This is a genomic window from Pseudomonas sp. MPR-R2A5, from assembly GCF_058793055.1.
On sequence record NZ_JBXAFK010000046.1, the window covers coordinates 37,732 to 56,348 of the forward strand.

Sequence of the window (18,617 nt, forward strand, 5' to 3'; positions counted from 1 at the left end):
TCCTACAGAAGGCGATGTACGCTTAACTGAACGGCATTAGGGCAAGCCCGCTCGCCACAGTTACAGTGTGTCTCCTTAACTGACCGGCATTGGGGCTTGCCACCGGTTCAGTTGTCCATCCTAGCGTTTGACCTGTTTCAGTGTTTCGGCAATCAGGAACGCCAGCTCCAGCGACTGATCGGCATTCATCCGTGGGTCGCAGTGGGTGTGGTAGCGATCCGACAAGCCATCCTCGGTAATCGGCCGCGCGCCGCCGATGCATTCGGTGACATTCTGTCCGGTCATCTCGATATGAATCCCGCCGGCATAGGTGCCTTCGGCTTCATGCACCTGGAAGAACTCCTTCACCTCACCCAGGATCTGCGCGAAATCGCGGGTCTTGTAGCCGCTGCTGGCCTTGATGGTGTTGCCGTGCATCGGGTCGGAGCTCCACAGCACCTGCTTGCCTTCGCGCTGCACCGCACGCAGCAGCGCAGGCAGGTGGTCACCGACCTTGTTGGCACCCATGCGCGCGATCAGGTTCAGGCGGCCGGGGTCGTTGTCCGGGTTGAGGATGTCGATCAAGCGGATCAGGTCATCCGGGTTCATGCTCGGGCCGACCTTGACCCCGATCGGGTTGTTGACCCCGCGCAGGAACTCGACATGGGCGCCATCCAACTGGCGGGTGCGATCGCCGATCCACAGCATATGGGCCGAGCAGTCGTAGTAATCGTTGGTCAGGCTGTCACGGCGCACAAAGGCTTGTTCGTAATTGAGCAGCAGGGCTTCGTGGGCGGTGAAGAAGCTGGTTTCGCGTAATTGCGGCGAACTGTCCATGCCGCAGGCGCGCATAAACGCGAGCGTTTCGTCGATACGGTCCGCCAACTGGCTGTACTTCTCGGCCAGGGCCGAGTTGGCGATAAAGTCCAGGTTCCACTTGTGCACCTGGTGCAGGTCGGCAAACCCGCCCTGGGCAAATGCGCGCAGCAGGTTGAGGGTGGCGGTGGACTGGTGGTAGGACTGCAGCAGGCGGTCCGGATCCGGCACACGGCTTTTTTCGTCGAAGCCGATGCCGTTGACGATATCGCCACGGTAGGCGGGCAGGGTGATGCCGTCGATGGTTTCATCGTTGGATGAGCGCGGCTTGGCGAACTGGCCGGCCATGCGCCCGACTTTCACCACCGGGCAACCGGCGGCGAAGGTCATCACGATCGCCATCTGCAACAGCACCTTGAAGGTGTCGCGGATTTTCGCGGCGGAGAACTCGGCGAAGCTCTCGGCGCAGTCGCCGCCTTGCAGCAGGAATGCACGACCCTGGGTCACTTCGGCAAACTGACGGCGCAACTCGCGGGCTTCCCCGGCGAACACCAGCGGCGGGTAGCTGGCCAGGTTCTGCTCCACTTGCAGCAAGTGTGCAGCGTCCGGGTACTGGGGTTGTTGCTGGATCGGCAGGGCGCGCCAGCTGTCGGGGCTCCAGGGTTGGCTCATCATGAACTCGATTGGCTGATTGACGGTCGGACGCCAATGTTATCAGCAATTAGTGCGTGACCTGTTGCCGCCGGTTGGCTGACAATCGCGCCTTTGCCATGCGGTAAACCCTTTTAGGAGTAGTGATGACCGAGGAGCGTGTCGAGCGCCTGCTGGCCGAAGTCCATGATGATTTCGGCATGATCCGTGTGCTCGAAGTGGCCGATTACCGTTTTCTTGAGTTCGGCGATGCCATCGAGCAAAGCTGTGTGTTCACTGCCGACCCGAGCTGGCTGGAGTACGACTACACCCGCGCGATGCTGATTGGCGCGTTGTGCCATGAACAGCCGGAGAGCGCGTTGTTCCTCGGTTTGGGCGCCGGTACGTTGACCCAGGCCTGCCTCAGGTTCCTGCCGCTGGAGGATGTCGAAGCCATCGAGCTGCGCCCCGATGTGCCGCGCCTGGCCATCGAGTTCCTGGGGCTGGACGATGACCCGCGCTTGTACATCCGTATCGGCGATGCCCTGGAGTTGCTGGATACTGCCGAAACGGCAGACCTGATTTTCGTCGACCTGTACACCGATGTCGGTCCAGGTGTCGGGCACCTGGCCTGGACATTCCTGGAAAACTGCCAGAAGAAACTCAACCCCGGCGGCTGGCTGGTCATCAACCAGTGGGCCACCGACGATGGCAAGCCGCTGGGTGCGGCCTTGCTGCGTGGGTTGTATCACCGGCATTACTGGGAACTGCCGGTGAAGGAGGGCAATGTGATCCTGCTGGTACCGTCGGAGCTGGATCAAGCATTGGACATCGACGCACTGACGGCCCGCGCCGAAGCCTTGGCGCCGCGCTTGGGGTATTCGTTGCAGCCATTGATCAAGGCGATTCGGCCCGCGACGTAGTTGTCTGTAGCGACGCCATCGGGGGCAAGCCGAATCGTCACACCACCCTCCCATATTTGAAATGAGTTCCAAATGTGGGAGGGGGCTTGCCCCCGATGGCGTCGCTACTACCAACTCAAATGCCTTTGAACACCCCCGGCCGCTTCTCGACCATCGCCCGCACGCCTTCTTTGGCATCCTCGCTGTTCAGCAATTTATCCACCATCGGCGGTAACGCAGCCGCCGCCACGGTTTCGCCTTCCATCCGCGCCAGGCGTGCCGACATCAAGGTGGCCTGCACGCCGAGCGGTGCCTGGCGCGCAATACGGCTGGCCAGTTCAATGGCGCGGGGCAGCAGGTCTTCGCTGGCCATGACCTCTTGCACCAACCCCAGGCGCAGGGCTTCGTGGGCGTCGAACTCATCGCCGGTGAGCAGCCAGCGCATGGCGTTCCCCCAGCCGGCGATCTGATGAAAGCGCAACGTCGCACCGCCAAAGGGAAAGATCCCCCGCTGGACTTCCATCTGCGCGAAGCGGGTGTTGCTGGCGCAGAGATTGATATCCGCTGCCAGCATCAACTCGATACCGATGGTCAGGCAGTAGCCCTGCGCGGCGACGATCACCGGTTTGCTGACCCTGGGGCCGGCGAATACCCCCCACGGATCACAGCCCCCCAGCGGGGGCTGCCAACCCCCCGCCATCACGCCGCTGACATTGGCCAGGTCCAGCCCGGCGGTGAAGTGGTCGCCATGGGCAAAGACCACCGCAACCCGAGCCTCATCGTTTCGATCAAATTCGCCATAGGCCAGGCTCAGCTCATTGAGTAGATCCAGGTCAAAGGCGTTGCGCTTGGCTACCCTGTCCAGGCCTAACAGCAGGACATGGTCCCGGAGTTCACGGCTGACGCGGCTGCTGCTGGCTTGATTCATCGGGTGTGCCCTCGGGCGCAGGGGAAGGTTTCAGACCAAAGGTCTCACGGGGGAGGTGAACCGTTTAAGTGTTCTGGCCAACAGGGCCGGGCCTTTGAAAAATAGACCCTGCCGCACTTAACTGCAAAGGCTGTGACGCGGTGCGGTTTATCGGCGCTTGGCGATAAAAAAAGCTCCCTTTTTCAGCTATTTCCGGTATAGTGCGCGCCGGCCTTTAACCGGGCCGCGTTTAGGTAGCGCAATTCCCCGAAGTCAGCTTCGGCTGCACGTCCGCACAGCGGACTCTTCCTTGACGAATCTTTTTCATTCATTCGTTTTCGCAAATCCCCGCCGACAAAGCAGCCAGGGCGACTCTTGAGTCTCAACACGGCATGCGCAGCTTTGGAGCATGGGTCTTTGCGGATGCACTTAGAGGCAGACCCATGACCCAGGAAACCGGCGGCTTCGCCGCTTTTAATCTTAACCCGAACATTCTTGCTGCCGTCATTGCGACCGGCTACGAAGAACCTTCGGCGATTCAGCAGCAATCGATCCCGATCATCATGGCCGGCCAGGACATGATTGGCCAGGCGCAAACCGGTACCGGCAAAACCGCCGCGTTCGCCCTGCCTATCCTGCACTGCATCGATCCTGCCAAGCGCGAACCGCAAGCCCTGATCCTGGCGCCAACTCGTGAGTTGGCGCTGCAAGTAGCAACCGCTTTTGAAACCTACGCCAAGCAAATGCCGGGCGTTACCGTTGTGGCCGTCTATGGCGGTGCGCCAATGGGCCCACAACTGAAAGCAATCCGTAATGGCGCACAGATCGTTGTCGCCACCCCGGGTCGCCTGTGTGACCACCTGCGTCGTGACGAGAAAGTCCTGTCGACCGTGAACCACCTGGTTCTGGACGAAGCTGACGAAATGTTGAAGCTGGGCTTCATGGATGACCTGGAAGTCATCTTCAAGGCGCTGCCACCGACCCGTCAGACCGTACTGTTCTCGGCCACCCTGCCACAGTCGATCCGTGCCATTGCCGAACGCCATCTGCGCGATCCGCAACACGTGAAGATCCAGACCAAGACCCAGACCGTTACCGCGATCGAACAGGCTCACCTGTTGGTTCACGCTGACCAGAAGACCTCGGCTGTATTGAGCTTGCTGGAAGTCGAAGACTTCGACGCCCTGATCATGTTCGTGCGCACCAAGCAAGCGACCCTGGACCTGGCCAGTGCCCTCGAAGCCAAAGGCTACAAAGCCGCTGCGCTGAACGGTGACATCGCCCAGAACCAACGTGAGCGCGTGATCGACTCCCTCAAGGATGGCCGTCTGGACATCGTTGTGGCGACCGACGTTGCTGCCCGTGGCCTCGACGTTCCACGTATCACCCACGTGTTCAACGTTGACATGCCTTACGATCCAGAGTCCTACGTTCACCGTATTGGCCGTACTGGCCGTGCCGGTCGCGAAGGTCGTGCACTGCTGCTGGTGACTCCGCGTGAGCGCCGCATGCTGCAAGTGATCGAGCGTGTCACCGGCCAGAAGGTTGCCGAGGTCCGCCTGCCGGATGCCCAGGCCGTTCTCGATGCCCGCATCAAGAAACTGACCAACAGCCTGGCGCCGCTGGTGGCTGACGCTGAGTCGACCCACGGCGACCTGCTGGACCGCCTGACCGCCGATATCGGTTGCACCCCGCGTGCCCTGGCCGCAGCCCTGCTGCGCAAGGCCACCAACGGTCAGGCCCTGACCCTGGCAGCCATCGAGAAAGAACGTCCACTGGTTCCGAACAGCGCGCCACGCGGTGATCGTCCAGAGCGTTCGGGCGACCGTCCAGACCGTGGTGATCGTGAGCGTCGTGCTCCGGTCCCATTGGCTGAAGGTCGTGCTCGTTGCCGTACCGCGCTGGGCGCGCGTGACGGTATCGCGGCTAAGAACCTGCTGGGCGCTATCCTCAACGAGGGTGGCCTGGCACGTGAAGCCATCGGTCGTATCCAGGTCCGTGACAGCTTCTCCTTGGTGGAACTGCCGGAAGACGGTCTGGAAAAACTGCTGACCAAGCTGAAAGACACTCGCGTTGCCGGTAAGCAGCTCAAACTGCGTCGCTACCGCGAAGATTGATCCGCCCTTGGGCTGATTGATCGCACATAAAAAATCCCCGACTGGTTCGGGGATTTTTTTTGTCATGTGGAAAAGGGGTGGGCCCCCACATTTAGATCTCCATCAGCCAAAGCGATAGATGTCCATGCCCAGGGCCCCCAGGGTGAAGCCCTGGTGCGCCACGCTGAAGGGCCCCCCGGCACCCCGCGCGAAGTACAGGGGCAACAAATGCTCATCGCTGGGATGGCTGCGCACTGCATGGGGCGCCTGGCGGCGATAGTCGTGCAGCGCGGCTTCGTCATTGGCAGCGAGCTTGTCCACCACCCAATCGCGGAACTCCCGCGCCCACGGTTCGATGCTCTCGGGGCCGGCGTGCCAGTTCAGTTCACCCAGGTTGTGGGTGATGCTGCCGGAGCCGATCAGCAGCACACCTTGTTCGCGCAGGCTGGCCAGAGCATGCCCGACTCGTGTCTGCAGGGCAGGGCCCATGCGACTGGGGAGGGAGACCTGTACCACTGGAATATCCGCCGCCGGGTACATCAGCGACAACGGTACCCATGTGCCATGGTCGAACGGGCGATGCTCGTCGATGCGGGCATTCAGGCCATCGGCATGCAACAGTTCGACAATTTCGGCGGCCAGTTGCGGATCGCCCGGCGCTGGGTATTGGACCGCGAACAATTCGCGCGGGAAGCCGCCGAAGTCATGCCAGGTTTCGGGGGCGGCGCCGCCGCTGACCAGTAGTTCCTGGCTCTCCCAATGCGCCGACACCACCACGATCGCCTTGGGCCGTGGCAGTTCAGCGGCCAGGCGCTGCAGGGCCGGGCCGCTGGCACCCGGTTGCAGGGCGAGCATGGGCGAACCGTGAGAGATAAATAGGCTGGGGAACATAGGAGGGATCCTGAGCGTTAATATGGCGCTATCTTCAATCAGATCATTGATCTAAATCTAATATAAGTTTTAGCGCCTTTTGATCGAATTTTCAGGGTGATTTATGGAGCCTACATTTTGGCGGGAGCGCTGGGCGCGCAATCAGATCGGCTTTCACTTGCCGCAGGTCAATCCACATCTGCAACGGCATTGGCCGCAACTGGGCTTGGCGGATGGAGCAAAAGTGTTGGTGCCGCTGTGTGGCAAAAGCCTGGACCTGGTGTGGCTGGCCAGCCATGGGCACCCCGTGCTGGGGGTGGAGTTATCGGAGCAGGCGGTGCAAGCCTTCTTCAGCGAGCAGGGGCTGACGCCACGTATCAGCCAGCACGGCGTGTTCAGCGTGTATCAGGCTGATGTGATCGAGGTGTGGTGCGGCGACTTCTTCGCCCTCGATGCTGAGGCCGTGGCCGATTGCTGCGCGCTCTATGATCGCGCGGCGTTGATTGCACTGCCGCCGCTGATGCGGGCGCAATACACCGAGCATCTCAATCGCCTGCTGGGTTCGGGCTGCAAGGGGCTGCTGATCACCCTCGATTACGATCAGACGCAAAAGGCCGGCCCGCCCTTTGCGGTCACCGATGAAGAGGTGAAAGTATTGTTGGGCGCACATTGGACCTTGGACATCCTCGAGGAGCAGGACATCCTGGGCGATAGCTGGAAGTTCGTTCAGGACGGCGTCACGCGCCTTGAAGAGCGTGTCTATCGCTTGACCAAGGGGTAAATCGCACGCACAAAAAAAGGGGCGATCAGATCGCCCCTTTTTGCGTGACTGCGGGTTATCAGCCGCGACGACGCAGTGCGTCGATCCGCTCTTCCAGCGGCGGGTGGCTCATGAACATGCGTGCCAGGCCCTGCTTGATACCGCCGTTGATGCCGAATGCGGTCAGGCTGTCCGGCATATGCACCGGCAGGCCCTGTTCGGAGCGCAGGTGTTGCAGGGCTGCGATCATCGCCCCGGTACCGGCCAGGCGGGCCCCCGCTTCGTCTGCGCGGAATTCGCGTTTGCGCGAGAACCACATCACGATCGCGCTGGCCAGGAAGCCCAGCACCACTTCGGCGAAGATGGTCGCCACGAAATAGGCAATGCCACGGCCTTCTTCGTTCTTGAAGATCACCTTGTCGACAAAGTTGCCGATGATCCGCGCGAAGAACATCACGAAGGTGTTCACCACGCCCTGGACCAGCGCCAGGGTGACCATGTCACCGTTGGCCACGTGGCCGATCTCGTGGGCCAGTACCGCCTTCACTTCATCGTACGAGAAGCGTTCCAGCATGCCCTGGCTCACTGCAACGAGCGCGTCGTTCTTGTTCCAGCCGGTGGCAAAGGCGTTGGCTTCATAGGCCGGGAAGATCCCGACCTCGGGCATCTTGATGCCTGCCTCGCGGGACAACTGCTCAACGGTTTGCAGCAGCCATTGCTCGTGGCGGGTACGTGGCTGGGTGATGACCTGGGTGCTGGTGCTCATCTTCGCCATCCACTTGGAAATGAACAGCGAGAACAGCGAGCCGGCAAAACCAAAGACCGCACAGAAAATCAGCAGCTGATTGAGGTTCAGATCAACCCCGTTGGCCGCCATGAACCCGTTGAAGCCGAAAAGGCTCAGGGTGATGCTGGCAATCAGCACGACCGCCAGGTTAGTGGCCAAGAACAGCAGGATGCGCATCATGGTTGTAGAGTTCTCCTCATGCTTAATATGTCGCGTACTGCGGGGTATATAAGGTGCGGCCTGGGGTGATTCAACCGAGCGACTATTTCAAACTGTGTCCTACAGCCTGAATGTAAAGCCTTGAAAGGATTTTCCGACAAGAAATCTCGCATGTTATCGGTCTCCCATCCCCTTGCCGCCCTGTAATTACAGGGGGTAGATGCTTTGCAGGGGGCAACGGACCTGCCGGGGAGAATGAAGGCAAAGAAGTGTTGCCAGATAATCGCTGTACGACCGAATGCCGGTCGTACAGCGCCATGGCCCTTACTGGCGATAGGACTTGAGGAAGTTGCCGATACGACCAATGGCCATTTCCAGGTCATCCACACGCGGCAAGGTCACCACGCGGAAGTGATCCGGCCACGGCCAGTTGAACGCTGTGCCTTGCACCACCAGCAGCTTTTCCGACAGCAGCAGGTCGAGTACGAACTTCTCGTCGTTGAGAATCGGGCAGACCTTCGGGTCGATCCGCGGGAAGGCATACAGCGCGCCCATTGGCTTCACGCAACTGACTCCTGGGATATCGTTGAGCAGTTCCCAGGTGCGGTTGCGCTGTTCAAGCAGGCGGCCCTGGGGCAATACCAGGTCGTTGATGCTCTGGTAGCCACCCAGCGCCGTCTGGATCGCATGCTGGCTCGGTACGTTGGCGCACAGGCGCATATTGGCCAGCATATCGATGCCTTCGATGTAGCTCTGGGCATTGTGCTTGGGACCGGAGATGGCGATCCAGCCGGAGCGGAAGCCCGCCACGCGATAGGACTTGGACAGGCCATTGAAGGTCAGGCACAGCAGGTCCGGCGCCAGGGACGCGGTGCAGATATGCACGGCGTCGTCGTAGAGGATCTTGTCGTAGATCTCGTCGGAGAACACTACCAGGTTGTGTTGGCGTGCGAGTTCGAGCATGCCCTGCAACACTTCCCTGGAGTACACCGCGCCAGTGGGGTTGTTCGGGTTGATGATCACCAGGGCCTTGGTGTTCGGGGTGATCTTGGCCTTGATGTCGGCCAGGTCCGGGAACCAGTCGGCGCCCTCGTCGCACAGGTAATGCACCGGATGGCCACCGGCCAGGGTCACCGCAGCGGTCCACAGCGGGTAGTCGGGCGCTGGCACCAGCACTTCGTCGCCGTTGTTGAGCAAGGCCTGCATCGACATCACGATCAGCTCGGACACGCCATTGCCCAGGTAGATGTCTTCAATGCCAACACCTTCGACCTGCTTCTGCTGGTAGTACTGCATGACCGCCTTGCGCGCACTGAACAGTCCCTTGGAGTCGCTGTAGCCTTGGGCGGTGGGCAGGTTGCGGATCACATCCTGGAGAATTTCGTCCGGTGCTTCGAAACCAAAGGGCGCCGGGTTGCCAATGTTCAGCTTGAGGATGCGATGGCCTTCCTCTTCCAGGCGCTTGGCGTGCTTGAGCACTGGGCCGCGAATGTCGTAGCAGACGTTGGCGAGCTTGTTCGATTTGCTGACCTGCATGGCGATGTGATCCTGAAAATGAACGATCCAGACGGTGCGGAGCCTACCGTGCCGGGAATCCTGCGTTGGTGCACCCATAAATACGTTTGAATGCCGCTAACGCGGGTGCCAGACTGGCGTGTTGAAGAGGCGCAATCATACGTGCCGCCTGGTTCATGGAAAAGACACAGATCAGGCTTTTTAAGTTGCCGAGGTGTATCGATGGAAAAGTTGCAAAAAACGGTTGAAGAGTGGAAGGCAATGCTCGATCCAGAGCAGTACAACGTGTGCCGGCTCAAAGGCACCGAGCGGCCTTTCAGCGGTAAGTACAACGACACCAAGACGGATGGCGTGTACCACTGCATATGCTGCAATGAGCCACTGTTCGACTCCAAGGCCAAATTCGACTCCGGGTGCGGCTGGCCGAGCTTTTATGAGCCGATCGCCGACAGCGCGATGATCGAGATCCGCGATGTCAGCCACGGCATGATCCGCACCGAAGTCACCTGCGCCAAGTGCGATGCGCACCTTGGGCATGTGTTTCCCGACGGTCCGCCGCCGACGGGCCTGCGTTATTGCATCAACTCGGTGTGCCTGGACCTGGTGCCACGTTGAGCGTGAGGCGTCCCTGTGATGTCGGCAGGGACGATCTATGGCGAGGTATCAGTCCGATCAATTAAATTGCACGCAATTGAATTGAGCGCTATGTTTTCGCTTCTCTCCCGATTCGAGGCACTGCCATGAGCGACAACCTGCTGAGTATCCCTTGCACCACCATCAAGGGTGAGCAAAAGACCTTGGCCGATTACGCCGGCAAGGCCATCCTGGTGGTCAATACCGCCAGCAAGTGCGGTTTTACCCCGCAGTACAAGGGGCTGGAGCAGCTTTGGCAGACCTATAAGGACAAGGGCCTGGTGGTGCTGGGGTTCCCCTGCAACCAGTTCGGCAAGCAGGAACCGGGCAACGAAGGCGCGATTTCCGAGTTCTGCGAGCTGAACTTCGGCGTCAGCTTTCCACTGTTCAAGAAGATCGATGTCAACGGCAGCGCGGCCCATCCCCTGTTTGTGCAGTTGAAAAAACAGGCGCCGGGCCTGCTGGGCTCCAAGGGCATCAAGTGGAACTTCACCAAATTCCTGATCGGCCGCGACGGTCAGGTCGTCAAGCGCTTTGCCCCGACGACCAAGCCGCAGGACTTGACCCAAGAGATCGAAGCCCTGCTCAAATGACTGGCGTACCTTCCGTGTCCCTGGCCCTGGACGACCAGCTGTGTTTTAAGCTCTACGCGGCGTCGCGGGCGGTGACACGCGCCTACAAGCCGATGCTGGACCAGTTGGGCCTGACGTACCCGCAATACGTTGTGATGCTGGTGCTGTGGGAATGGCATGACGCAGCGGCGACCCAGGCCACGGTCAAGGCCTTGGGTGAGCGCCTGATGCTCGATTCGGGCACCTTGACGCCGTTGCTCAAGCGCCTGGAGCAGCTTGGCGCCGTGAAGCGCCAACGCAGCCTGCGCGATGAGCGTGAAGTGCATTTGAGCCTGAGCGAAGCCGGGGTGCAATTGCGCGGCCAGGCCCATCAATTGAAAACCCGATTGCTGTGCGACAGCGGCGTCGACCTCAACCAGGCCGACGCCCTGCGCGACGGCCTGGACCAATTGCTGGCTCAGATCAGAGCGTTGTCGCCTTAGGCACCCACAGGTCCAGCAGGGCGTTGAGTTCTTCCCGGCGGAACGGCTTGGCCAGGTAATCATTCATTCCCGCGGCACGGCAACGCTCGCGCTCCTCCGACAGCGCGTTGGCCGTCAAAGCGACAATGGGCAGGTCTGGCCAGCGTCCGCTGCGGCGAATCTGCCGGCTGGCTTCGTAACCGTCCATCACCGGCATGTTGCAGTCCATCAGCACCATGTCGAAGGGGCGCTCTTCGAGGCACTTGAGCGCCTCGCCACCATGGGCGGCGACGATCACTTCGCAACCCAGCTTGCTCAGCATGCCCTTGGCCACCAGTTGATTGACCGGGTTGTCCTCCACCAGCAGGATCCGCGCGCGGTTTGCAGGCGGCGCGGCGTCGAGCGGGATGGACTCAAGGATCAGTTGTGGATCACTGCGCAGGTTGCGTTGCAGGATCTGGTACAGCGCGGTACGGCTCAACGGGCGAGCCTGTTGCTGTAATGGCGCCAGCGCCGCGACTTCTTCGCTGGGCATGAAATTGCCATAAGCGGTCACCAGCAGGATCGGCGCCGTGATCGCCGGCCGCAGGCGAAACAGGCACTCCGGGCAGTCGGTGATCAGCAGGTCCGGGGCTTGCCCGCTCAAATCATCATCCAGGGCACGACAATGGGCGGTCAGCCCCCAGTGGGGCAGCAGGGTGGTGAGCAGTTCCGTCAGGCCGCTGCCGGCGTTGGTAATGACCAGCACTTCACCTTTGAGCGGCGGTTGCCGGGTGGCGGGCAAATGGGCTGGCAGGGGCAGGTCGGCGCAGAACTGGCTGCCAAAGCCGACCTCCGAACTGATGCTCAACCGCCCCTTCATTGCCTCGCACAGGTTATGGGTCAGTGCCAGGCCCAGGCCGGTGCCGCCAAACTGCCGGGTAATCCCCGCGCCGGCCTGGGTGAACGGTTGGAAGATCTTGACCTGTGCGTCCTGGGCAATGCCGATACCGGTATCGCATACATCAATTTTGACCCGGCCATCGTGGGCGCTGAGGCGAACATCCACACGGCCAAAGCGCGTGAACTTGAGGGCGTTGGACAGCAGGTTACTGACGATCTGCCGCACGCGCGTCGGATCGCCGAGCACCTGGGCCGGAAACTGCGGGTCGATCAGGCACGTCAGTTCGACACTGGGCGCGGCGTTCTGCGACAGCAGGTTGGCGGTGTCTTCCACCAGCGAGCCCAGGTCGAAGGGGATGCGTTCCAGCTCCAACTGGCCGGCGTTGAACTTGGACAGGTCGAGAATATCGTTGAGCAATTCCACCAGTACTTTGCCGGAGTCGTGGGCGATCGACAGTTGTTGGCGTTGTTCGGCGGTCAGCGGGCTGTCCAGGGACAGTGCGATCATGCCCAGCAAGCCATTGAGCGGTGTGCGGATTTCGTGGCTCATATTCGCCAGGAACGCCGCCCGCGCCTGGGCCATGTTCAGGGCGGTCAGCTTTGCCGCCTGCAGTTCCTTGTTGGACTGGCTCAGGCGCTGGTTGCTGGCCTTGAGCTCAAGGGTGCGGGCGGAGACGATGTCCTCGAGTTGCCCCAGGTACTCGGTGAGACGGTCCTCGGCGTGGCGACGCTGCTGTATCTCGGTTTCCATGTTTTCGAATTGCTGGTTGGCGACGTTGACCAGCACACCGATTTCATCGTGTTCATGCCCTGGCGGGCAGTCCAGGCGTGCCTGTTTACGGGTGCTCAGCTCACGAATGATGCGCACCAGAGGCTGGGTCAGCATGGTGTAGAACAGGCCCAGCAAGATCCCCGTCAGCAGCAGGCTGCGCGCGAAGCCGTTGAGCAAGGTGATTTCGGCGCGACGCAGGAAGCGACTGCCAAAAGCGTAGGTGTCAACGTCCAGGCGCAACACGCCCAGGGCTTCGTTGGGCATATGGCTGAGGAAAAGGCGGTCTTCAAACTGGCGGTTGGCGCCGAACAGGAAGTCGCTGAAGGGCCGATACGGGCTTTCCTTGCGCGGTCGGTCGACGTCGGCCAGCACCACGCCGTTGTTGTCGATCAACTGTGCGCGGATGATAGCGGGGGAATGCAACAAACCCAGGGTCAATTCCTGGGCCAGTTCGGCGTCAATGTTGTAGGCAATGCGAGACGCGGGGTTATGGCTGATTTCGATCAGGGAACGAATTTCACGGTTGATGGATGCGTCTTCGCTGGCATAATCAATGCCGATTTGGATAAGGCTGAGCAAGGTTCCCAAGACGAAACCGACCAGCACCGTCAATCTGGCTTGTTTATAAGACAAGCGGTGGGCGAACTTGATATCCATCGAGTGTTGAACCACTTCACGTGTCCCTTCGCCCGGCAAGCATAGCTGAACATCCACAGGCTCTGGCTTGCCCGGCACGAATCGTTAGGTTTTATGGGGGCAGCCCCCAGCAGTCAGCCGTAGGGTTGCCAATACGCCATCTTTTGCAAGAACTTGCCAGAGGAATAGTCGTGGATTCTCGATTGAATGCCTTTCTTGAGCGTGCCGACGCTGTGCTCGCTCGCCTGGAACCCTTGTTACCCGCTCCGCGCCAAACCATCGACTGGAACCAGTGCCTCGCCGCCCGGTGGCAGCGTGACGGTCGCAGCGGCTTTTTGCTGCCCCTGGACGTGAGCCTGGACATGCGCTTGTCTGACTTGATCGGCGTCGACAAGCAGCGTGAACAACTGGCGCGCAACACCCAGCAGTTTCTCGACGGCTTGCCGGCCAACCATGCGTTGCTGTGGGGGTCGCGCGGCACCGGTAAATCGTCCATGGTGCGGGCCTTACTCGCCCAGCACGCCAAGGCCGGCTTGCGCCTGATCGAGATCGAACGTGATCACCTGGCTGACCTGCCGCGCGTGGTCGAGCAATTGCTCAAGTTGCCGCAGCGTTTCATCCTGTTCTGCGATGATTTGTCGTTCGAGGCTGGCGAAGGCGACTACCGCGTACTCAAGAGCGTGCTCGACGGATCCCTGGAGCAGGCCCCGGAGAACGTGTTGCTGTACGCCACGTCCAACCGTCGTCACCTGGTGCCGGAAAACCAGAGCGACAACGACAATTGGAAGCGCGTGGATGGCGAGCTGCACCCCAGTGAAGCGGTGGAAGACAAGATCGCCTTGTCCGACCGTTTTGGCCTGTGGTTGTCGTTCTACCCGTTTTCCCAGGAACACTTCCTTAACGTGGTCGAGCACTGGATCGGTGAGCTGGCGAACAAGGCCGGCTTGCCGTGGCAGCGCGATGAAGCCCTCGACATCCTCGCCGTACGCTGGGCCACCGGGCGTGGCAATCGCAACGGCCGGTGCGCGTATCAGTTCGCCCGTTACTGGGTGGGCCTTAAATTGCTGGAGCGTCAACCATGATCGATTTGCAACAGGCCGGTACCGGTCTGGATGGCTATGCCCTGTTGTGCGCGCAGCTGGAGTCGCTGCTGGCCGATGAGCGGGATTTCATCGCCAATAGCGCGCAGTTTTCTGCGTTCTTGTTCAACCAGCTGGACGACCTGAACTGGGCCGGCTTTTACTTCAACCGCAATGATGAATTGGTGCTCGGCCCGTTCCAGGGCCAGATCGCCTGCGTGCGTATCCCCTTCGGTCGTGGCGTATGTGGGGCGGCCGCGGCAACGCGGCAAACCCAGCGAGTGGAAGACGTGCACGCGTTCCCCGGGCATATCGCCTGTGACAGTGCCTCGAACAGTGAGCTGGTGGTGCCGCTGGTCAAGAACGGCCAACTGATTGGCGTCCTCGACCTCGATAGCCCTTCGCTGGCCCGCTTTACCGTGCAGGACCAGGCCGGTATCGAACAGTTGGCGGCGATTTTCCTGCGGTTGACCGACTGCTGACAGGTGGCGGCAGGCGCGAGCGGTCAAGCTCGCGTCTGCCTATCCCGATGAATTCAGGCTGTTGAGCTGCATGTGCAGCATTCGCTCCATTTCCAGCATGCATTTCTCCAGGGCCTTGATACCGGTTTCGATCACGCGGTAGTCATCGCCTCGGGCGCATGCCTGTTCCAGCGCTTCGCACTGACCGGCCAGCCCGACGGCCTGCACGATGCGGGCGGCGCCCTTGATCTTGTGGGCTTGCTCGATGATGTCCTGGGGCGAGGCCTGTCGAACCAACATCGCGACGAGTTCCTGGCGGTCATGGGCGCTGCTGCTCAACAACTCCTCGAGTAGGCGTCGACTCAACTGTGGGTCGCCTCCCGTCAGGGCGTCGAGGCTGGTGAGGTCCAGCTGCATGGCCGGCCGTTGTGGCTCGATCTGCGCCAGTTGCCGCTCCAATGCCGTGAGGCTGATGGGCTTGAACAGGCAATCATTCATGCCCGCTTCGGCGCAGCGCAGTTTCTCTTCGGGCTGGGCATTGGCGGTAAAGCCCAGCACGACACAAGCGGGCAGTTGCTCTCGCTGCTCATATTCGCGGATCGAGCGGCAGAGCTCATAGCCGTTCATGATTGGCATGTTGCAGTCGGCGATGACCAGGTCGAAGTGTTCCTGGCGCCACGCCTGGAACCCGGCCGCCCCGTGCTGGGCGGCGGTGAACTGATGGCCGAGGTAACCGAGTTGCTGGCACATCAGCAGGCGGTTTGCGGGGTGATCGTCCACCACCAGCACATTGAGCACCGGCGCCGGTGCCGCTGCTATGGGCTTGGATTCGTCCGCGGCCACGACCGGCAGCAGGCGGTTCATCTTCAGGCTGACATGCACTTGGGTGCCCACCATCGGCACGCTGCTCAGGCTCAGTTGCCCGCCCATCATTGAACACAGGCTACGGCAGATGACCAGCCCAAGACCCGCGCCACTCCTGGCCAAGTGGCCGGAATTATCGGCCTGGGCGAAGGGCTCGAACAGGCGTAGCTGGTCGTCCCGGCTGATGCCGATGCCGGTGTCCTCGACCACCAGCTTGAGCTCGACCTGCTGGGGCATTTCGGTGGCTTGAACGTCCACCTTGATCTTTACCTGGCCACGTTCGGTGAATTTGATTGCATTGCTCACCAGGTTGGACAGCACCTGCTTGAAGCGCAGTGGGTCGATCAGCACATCGGTGTCTTCGAGTTCAGGCTTGAACTCCAGCAACAGACTCAAGGTTTTCTGACGCGCCAGGCCGTCGAACACGCGGACCACCGATTCGATCACTTCCTTCAGGTTGACCCGCTCGGGGGCCAGGCTCAAGCGGCCGGATTCGATGCGCGCGATGTCGAGGATGTCGCCGATCAGCTCCAGCAAGTCCTTGGCCGAGTTGTAGGCGACCTCGATGGCCGGTCGATCGAGGTGACCCTGGTCGGCGCGCTTGAGGGTCAGCTCCAGCATGCCGATCACCGCGTTCATCGGCGTGCGGATTTCGTGGCTCATGGTCGCCAGAAACGTGCTTTTGGCCCGGTTGGCCTCGTCGGCCTGCTCCTTGGCGGCGCGTAGTTCATCGAACAGTTGGCGCCGTTCGCTGATGTCGATCCAGCCACCGATAATGCCTTGGACCTCACCGGTTGAGTCGCGGTAGGGCAGGATCCAGTGGTAGATCGTCAGTTTTTTTCCACGGATGTGCAGCGGGCGATCCAGGATCATTGGGTCGCCCTGTGCCACGACGCGCAAATAGTCCGCATGGTATTGCGCGGCCTCCGTTTCCAGCGCCGTACCGATCTGCACCACACTTTTGCCGATCACGTCCTCGCGCTTGGCGTCGAACACCTGCAGGTAGCTGTCGTTGCAGGTCTGCAGCAGGCCGTTGCGGTCGCGTACATAAATCGGGTGGGGCGTTTCGTTGACCAGCGCGCGCATGAACTCGAACTGATCGTTAAGGGCGCGCTCAGCCATTTGGCGGTGCTTGATCTGGCGACGCATGTAGGCGTTCCAGGTCAGGGAAATCAATAGCAGCAAGCCGGTGCCGATGATGATCTGGGCGATCAAGTGGTGGTAATTGCGCCAGTAGCTGTCGGAGGCGGCGGTGTAGCCCCGCCAGCGACTGTTGATCACGCCCAGTTCATCCGGGGCGATGCTCAGCAGGGCCTTGTCGAGGATTGAACTCAGTTCGGTGGCATGGCGTGAGGTCGCCAGGGAAAAGGTGGCCGGAAGAGTGCCGATGCTGGTGCTGATTTGCAGTTTGTCCTGGAACATCGGCGATGACAGGAAATAGTTGGCGATTACCAACGAATTCACCGCACCCTCCACCTGGCCCTGGGCGAGCAGCTCCGAGGCTTTGAAGGTGTCACTGGTCTCCACCAGGCGGATCAGTGGAAAGTCCCTGCGCAGGACCGCATGCAGCGGGTTGCCCTGGGTAATCGCCAGGCGCTTGCCTGCCATCTGCTCCAGGTTCGAGGGGGCGCCGGGCTCTTTGCGTGTCAGCAGCACGTAGGAGTTTTCCAGGTAGGGCCGGCTGAAATCCAGTTGCGCTTCCCGTTCGACACTGGGCGTCATGGCCCCGATGATGTCGGCGTCGTGGTTGCTGACCTGTTCGATCATCGCGTGCACATCCCGCCCGCGCTGGATCTCGAAGCGCAGGCCGGTGCGCAGGCGGATCAGCTCCAGGAGGTCGGCGGTAATGCCGCGAAAATTGCCGTCCGCGTCGAAAAAGGTCAGGGGCGCGAAGGTTTCGTTCACCAGCACTTTCACCACGGGATGCTCTTTGAGCCAGCGCTCCTCGCGCGGGGTTAATTGCAGTTTCTTGTCGGTCAGCAAAATATCGCTGCCGGCGCTCCAGCGCTTGGCGATGCTCTCGCGTTCGTTGGTGGGCACGGCCGCCAGCACTGCGTTCACAATGCCCAGCAACACGTGCTGGTCCCGGCGCAGGGCAAAACTGAAGCCATAGGCTTCATGTTTGCCGAAGTTGGCCATGTGAATGTTCTTCAGGTAGCCCTTGTTGATCATGTAGTGGGTCGAGATGGTATCGCCGAGAAACACGTCTGCCTGGTCGAACGCCACCGCATTCAGGGCATTTTGATAAGAGGGATAGGTGCTGATGATTGCATCGGGGTACAGCTTCTCCACTTCGCTCAGGGGCAGGTAATGGTAGACCAGGCTCAGGCGCAGCCCAGCCAGGGCCTCGCTGAGGCTGCGTGTCTCACCCTCCCGAGTGACCAGCACCGGTTGATCCACGGCATAGGGGGCTGATAGGACCAGGTTCGGATTCGCGGCCTCGAAGCCGTTGGAGGAGCCCAACAAGTCAATCTCGCCTGCTTCGAGGGCCTGGATGGACTTTTCCCGTGACGGGTAGCGCATCACCTTGATCGGCAAGTCCAGCGCTTTGGCCAGCAACCCGGCGTAGTCGGCAGTCAGCCCTTCGTAGTCGCGACCACTGGAGGTGAGGTCGAAGGGCGGGTAGTCAGGTGCCGCAGTGCCTAACACCAGTTCGCGTTTGTTCTGTAGCCACTGCCGCTGGGCAGTGTCCAGTTGGGAGTCCAGTTGAACGCCGACTGCGCGACTCAACAAGGTGAAGTGTTCCGGTTCTGTTTGAACGGCGAGCACGGCGGTGCTCAAGCACATGCCTGCGCTCAATATGATCAAATAGTCCTTTATACGCCTGGGCATCCGC

15 protein-coding genes are annotated in these 18,617 nt (G+C 60.8%); 8 read left to right on the forward strand and 7 right to left on the reverse strand.

Features of this window, described 5'->3' with window-relative positions; all coding sequences use genetic code 11:
• Positions 1 to 120 precede the first annotated feature (120 nt).
• Positions 121 to 1,467 (reverse strand): class II 3-deoxy-7-phosphoheptulonate synthase, encoded by a 1,347-nt coding sequence (locus AC1Q6I_RS26990; protein ID WP_041160874.1) that lies wholly within the window; start codon positions 1,465 to 1,467, stop codon positions 121 to 123.
• Between the two features lie 125 nt (positions 1,468 to 1,592).
• Between AC1Q6I_RS26990 and AC1Q6I_RS26995 the strand changes: the two genes are divergently transcribed.
• Positions 1,593 to 2,348 (forward strand): spermidine synthase, encoded by a 756-nt coding sequence (locus tag AC1Q6I_RS26995; protein ID WP_069075562.1) that lies wholly within the window; start codon positions 1,593 to 1,595, stop codon positions 2,346 to 2,348.
• Positions 2,349 to 2,463: 115 nt separating this feature from the next.
• Here the strand turns inward: AC1Q6I_RS26995 and AC1Q6I_RS27000 are convergent, their stop codons facing one another.
• Positions 2,464 to 3,255, reverse strand: coding sequence for a crotonase/enoyl-CoA hydratase family protein (locus tag AC1Q6I_RS27000; RefSeq protein WP_102625062.1), 792 nt, complete (start codon positions 3,253 to 3,255; stop codon positions 2,464 to 2,466).
• A gap of 422 nt (positions 3,256 to 3,677) precedes the next feature.
• On the opposite strand from AC1Q6I_RS27000, the gene AC1Q6I_RS27005 reads away from it, so the two are divergent.
• Complete coding sequence (locus AC1Q6I_RS27005) at positions 3,678 to 5,351, forward strand: DEAD/DEAH box helicase (RefSeq protein WP_024074233.1); 1,674 nt, start codon at positions 3,678 to 3,680, stop codon at positions 5,349 to 5,351.
• Positions 5,352 to 5,453: 102 nt separating this feature from the next.
• Here the strand turns inward: AC1Q6I_RS27005 and AC1Q6I_RS27010 are convergent, their stop codons facing one another.
• Positions 5,454 to 6,221: a DODA-type extradiol aromatic ring-opening family dioxygenase gene (locus tag AC1Q6I_RS27010; protein ID WP_024074234.1), complete on the reverse strand. Its 768-nt coding sequence runs from the start codon at positions 6,219 to 6,221 to the stop codon at positions 5,454 to 5,456.
• Between the two features lie 103 nt (positions 6,222 to 6,324).
• Between AC1Q6I_RS27010 and AC1Q6I_RS27015 the strand changes: the two genes are divergently transcribed.
• Positions 6,325 to 6,981 carry a thiopurine S-methyltransferase gene (locus AC1Q6I_RS27015; protein ID WP_024074235.1) on the forward strand — a complete coding sequence of 219 codons (657 nt, stop codon included), beginning with the start codon at positions 6,325 to 6,327 and terminating at the stop codon, positions 6,979 to 6,981.
• Between the two features lie 58 nt (positions 6,982 to 7,039).
• Here the strand turns inward: AC1Q6I_RS27015 and htpX are convergent, their stop codons facing one another.
• Both htpX and AC1Q6I_RS27025 read right to left on the reverse strand, forming a co-directional pair.
• Positions 7,040 to 7,927 (reverse strand): protease HtpX, encoded by an 888-nt coding sequence (gene htpX, locus AC1Q6I_RS27020; RefSeq protein WP_024074236.1) that lies wholly within the window; start codon positions 7,925 to 7,927, stop codon positions 7,040 to 7,042.
• A 303-nt stretch (positions 7,928 to 8,230) separates the two neighbouring features.
• Positions 8,231 to 9,442 (reverse strand): pyridoxal phosphate-dependent aminotransferase, encoded by a 1,212-nt coding sequence (locus AC1Q6I_RS27025; RefSeq protein ID WP_024074237.1) that lies wholly within the window; start codon positions 9,440 to 9,442, stop codon positions 8,231 to 8,233.
• A gap of 201 nt (positions 9,443 to 9,643) precedes the next feature.
• On the opposite strand from AC1Q6I_RS27025, the gene msrB reads away from it, so the two are divergent.
• From msrB to AC1Q6I_RS27040, 3 genes are all read left to right on the forward strand, one after another.
• A complete protein-coding gene (msrB, locus tag AC1Q6I_RS27030) occupies positions 9,644 to 10,036 on the forward strand; it encodes a peptide-methionine (R)-S-oxide reductase MsrB (RefSeq protein WP_024074238.1) in 393 nt (130 codons plus the stop codon).
• A gap of 125 nt (positions 10,037 to 10,161) precedes the next feature.
• Positions 10,162 to 10,647 (forward strand): glutathione peroxidase, encoded by a 486-nt coding sequence (locus AC1Q6I_RS27035; protein ID WP_024074239.1) that lies wholly within the window; start codon positions 10,162 to 10,164, stop codon positions 10,645 to 10,647.
• Positions 10,644 to 11,108, forward strand: a complete 465-nt coding sequence (locus AC1Q6I_RS27040) for a MarR family winged helix-turn-helix transcriptional regulator (protein WP_024074240.1) — start codon at positions 10,644 to 10,646, stop codon at positions 11,106 to 11,108. Before AC1Q6I_RS27035 ends, AC1Q6I_RS27040 begins: the two co-directional genes overlap by 4 nt.
• Here AC1Q6I_RS27040 and AC1Q6I_RS27045 read toward each other — a convergent pair.
• Positions 11,089 to 13,398: a hybrid sensor histidine kinase/response regulator gene (locus AC1Q6I_RS27045; RefSeq protein WP_102625061.1), complete on the reverse strand. Its 2,310-nt coding sequence runs from the start codon at positions 13,396 to 13,398 to the stop codon at positions 11,089 to 11,091. The two genes, AC1Q6I_RS27040 and AC1Q6I_RS27045, sit on opposite strands and share 20 nt — an antisense overlap.
• Before the next feature lie 170 nt (positions 13,399 to 13,568).
• Here AC1Q6I_RS27045 and AC1Q6I_RS27050 point away from each other — a divergent pair, with 170 nt between their 5' ends.
• Both AC1Q6I_RS27050 and AC1Q6I_RS27055 read left to right on the forward strand, forming a co-directional pair.
• Positions 13,569 to 14,459: an ATP-binding protein gene (locus tag AC1Q6I_RS27050; protein WP_024074242.1), complete on the forward strand. Its 891-nt coding sequence runs from the start codon at positions 13,569 to 13,571 to the stop codon at positions 14,457 to 14,459.
• Entirely contained in the window at positions 14,456 to 14,938 is a 483-nt protein-coding gene (locus AC1Q6I_RS27055) for a GAF domain-containing protein (protein ID WP_024074243.1), read from the forward strand. Before AC1Q6I_RS27050 ends, AC1Q6I_RS27055 begins: the two co-directional genes overlap by 4 nt.
• A gap of 39 nt (positions 14,939 to 14,977) precedes the next feature.
• On the opposite strand, the gene AC1Q6I_RS27060 is transcribed toward AC1Q6I_RS27055, so the two are convergent.
• Positions 14,978 to 18,613: a transporter substrate-binding domain-containing protein gene (locus tag AC1Q6I_RS27060; RefSeq protein ID WP_102625060.1), complete on the reverse strand. Its 3,636-nt coding sequence runs from the start codon at positions 18,611 to 18,613 to the stop codon at positions 14,978 to 14,980.
• Positions 18,614 to 18,617 lie beyond the last annotated feature (4 nt).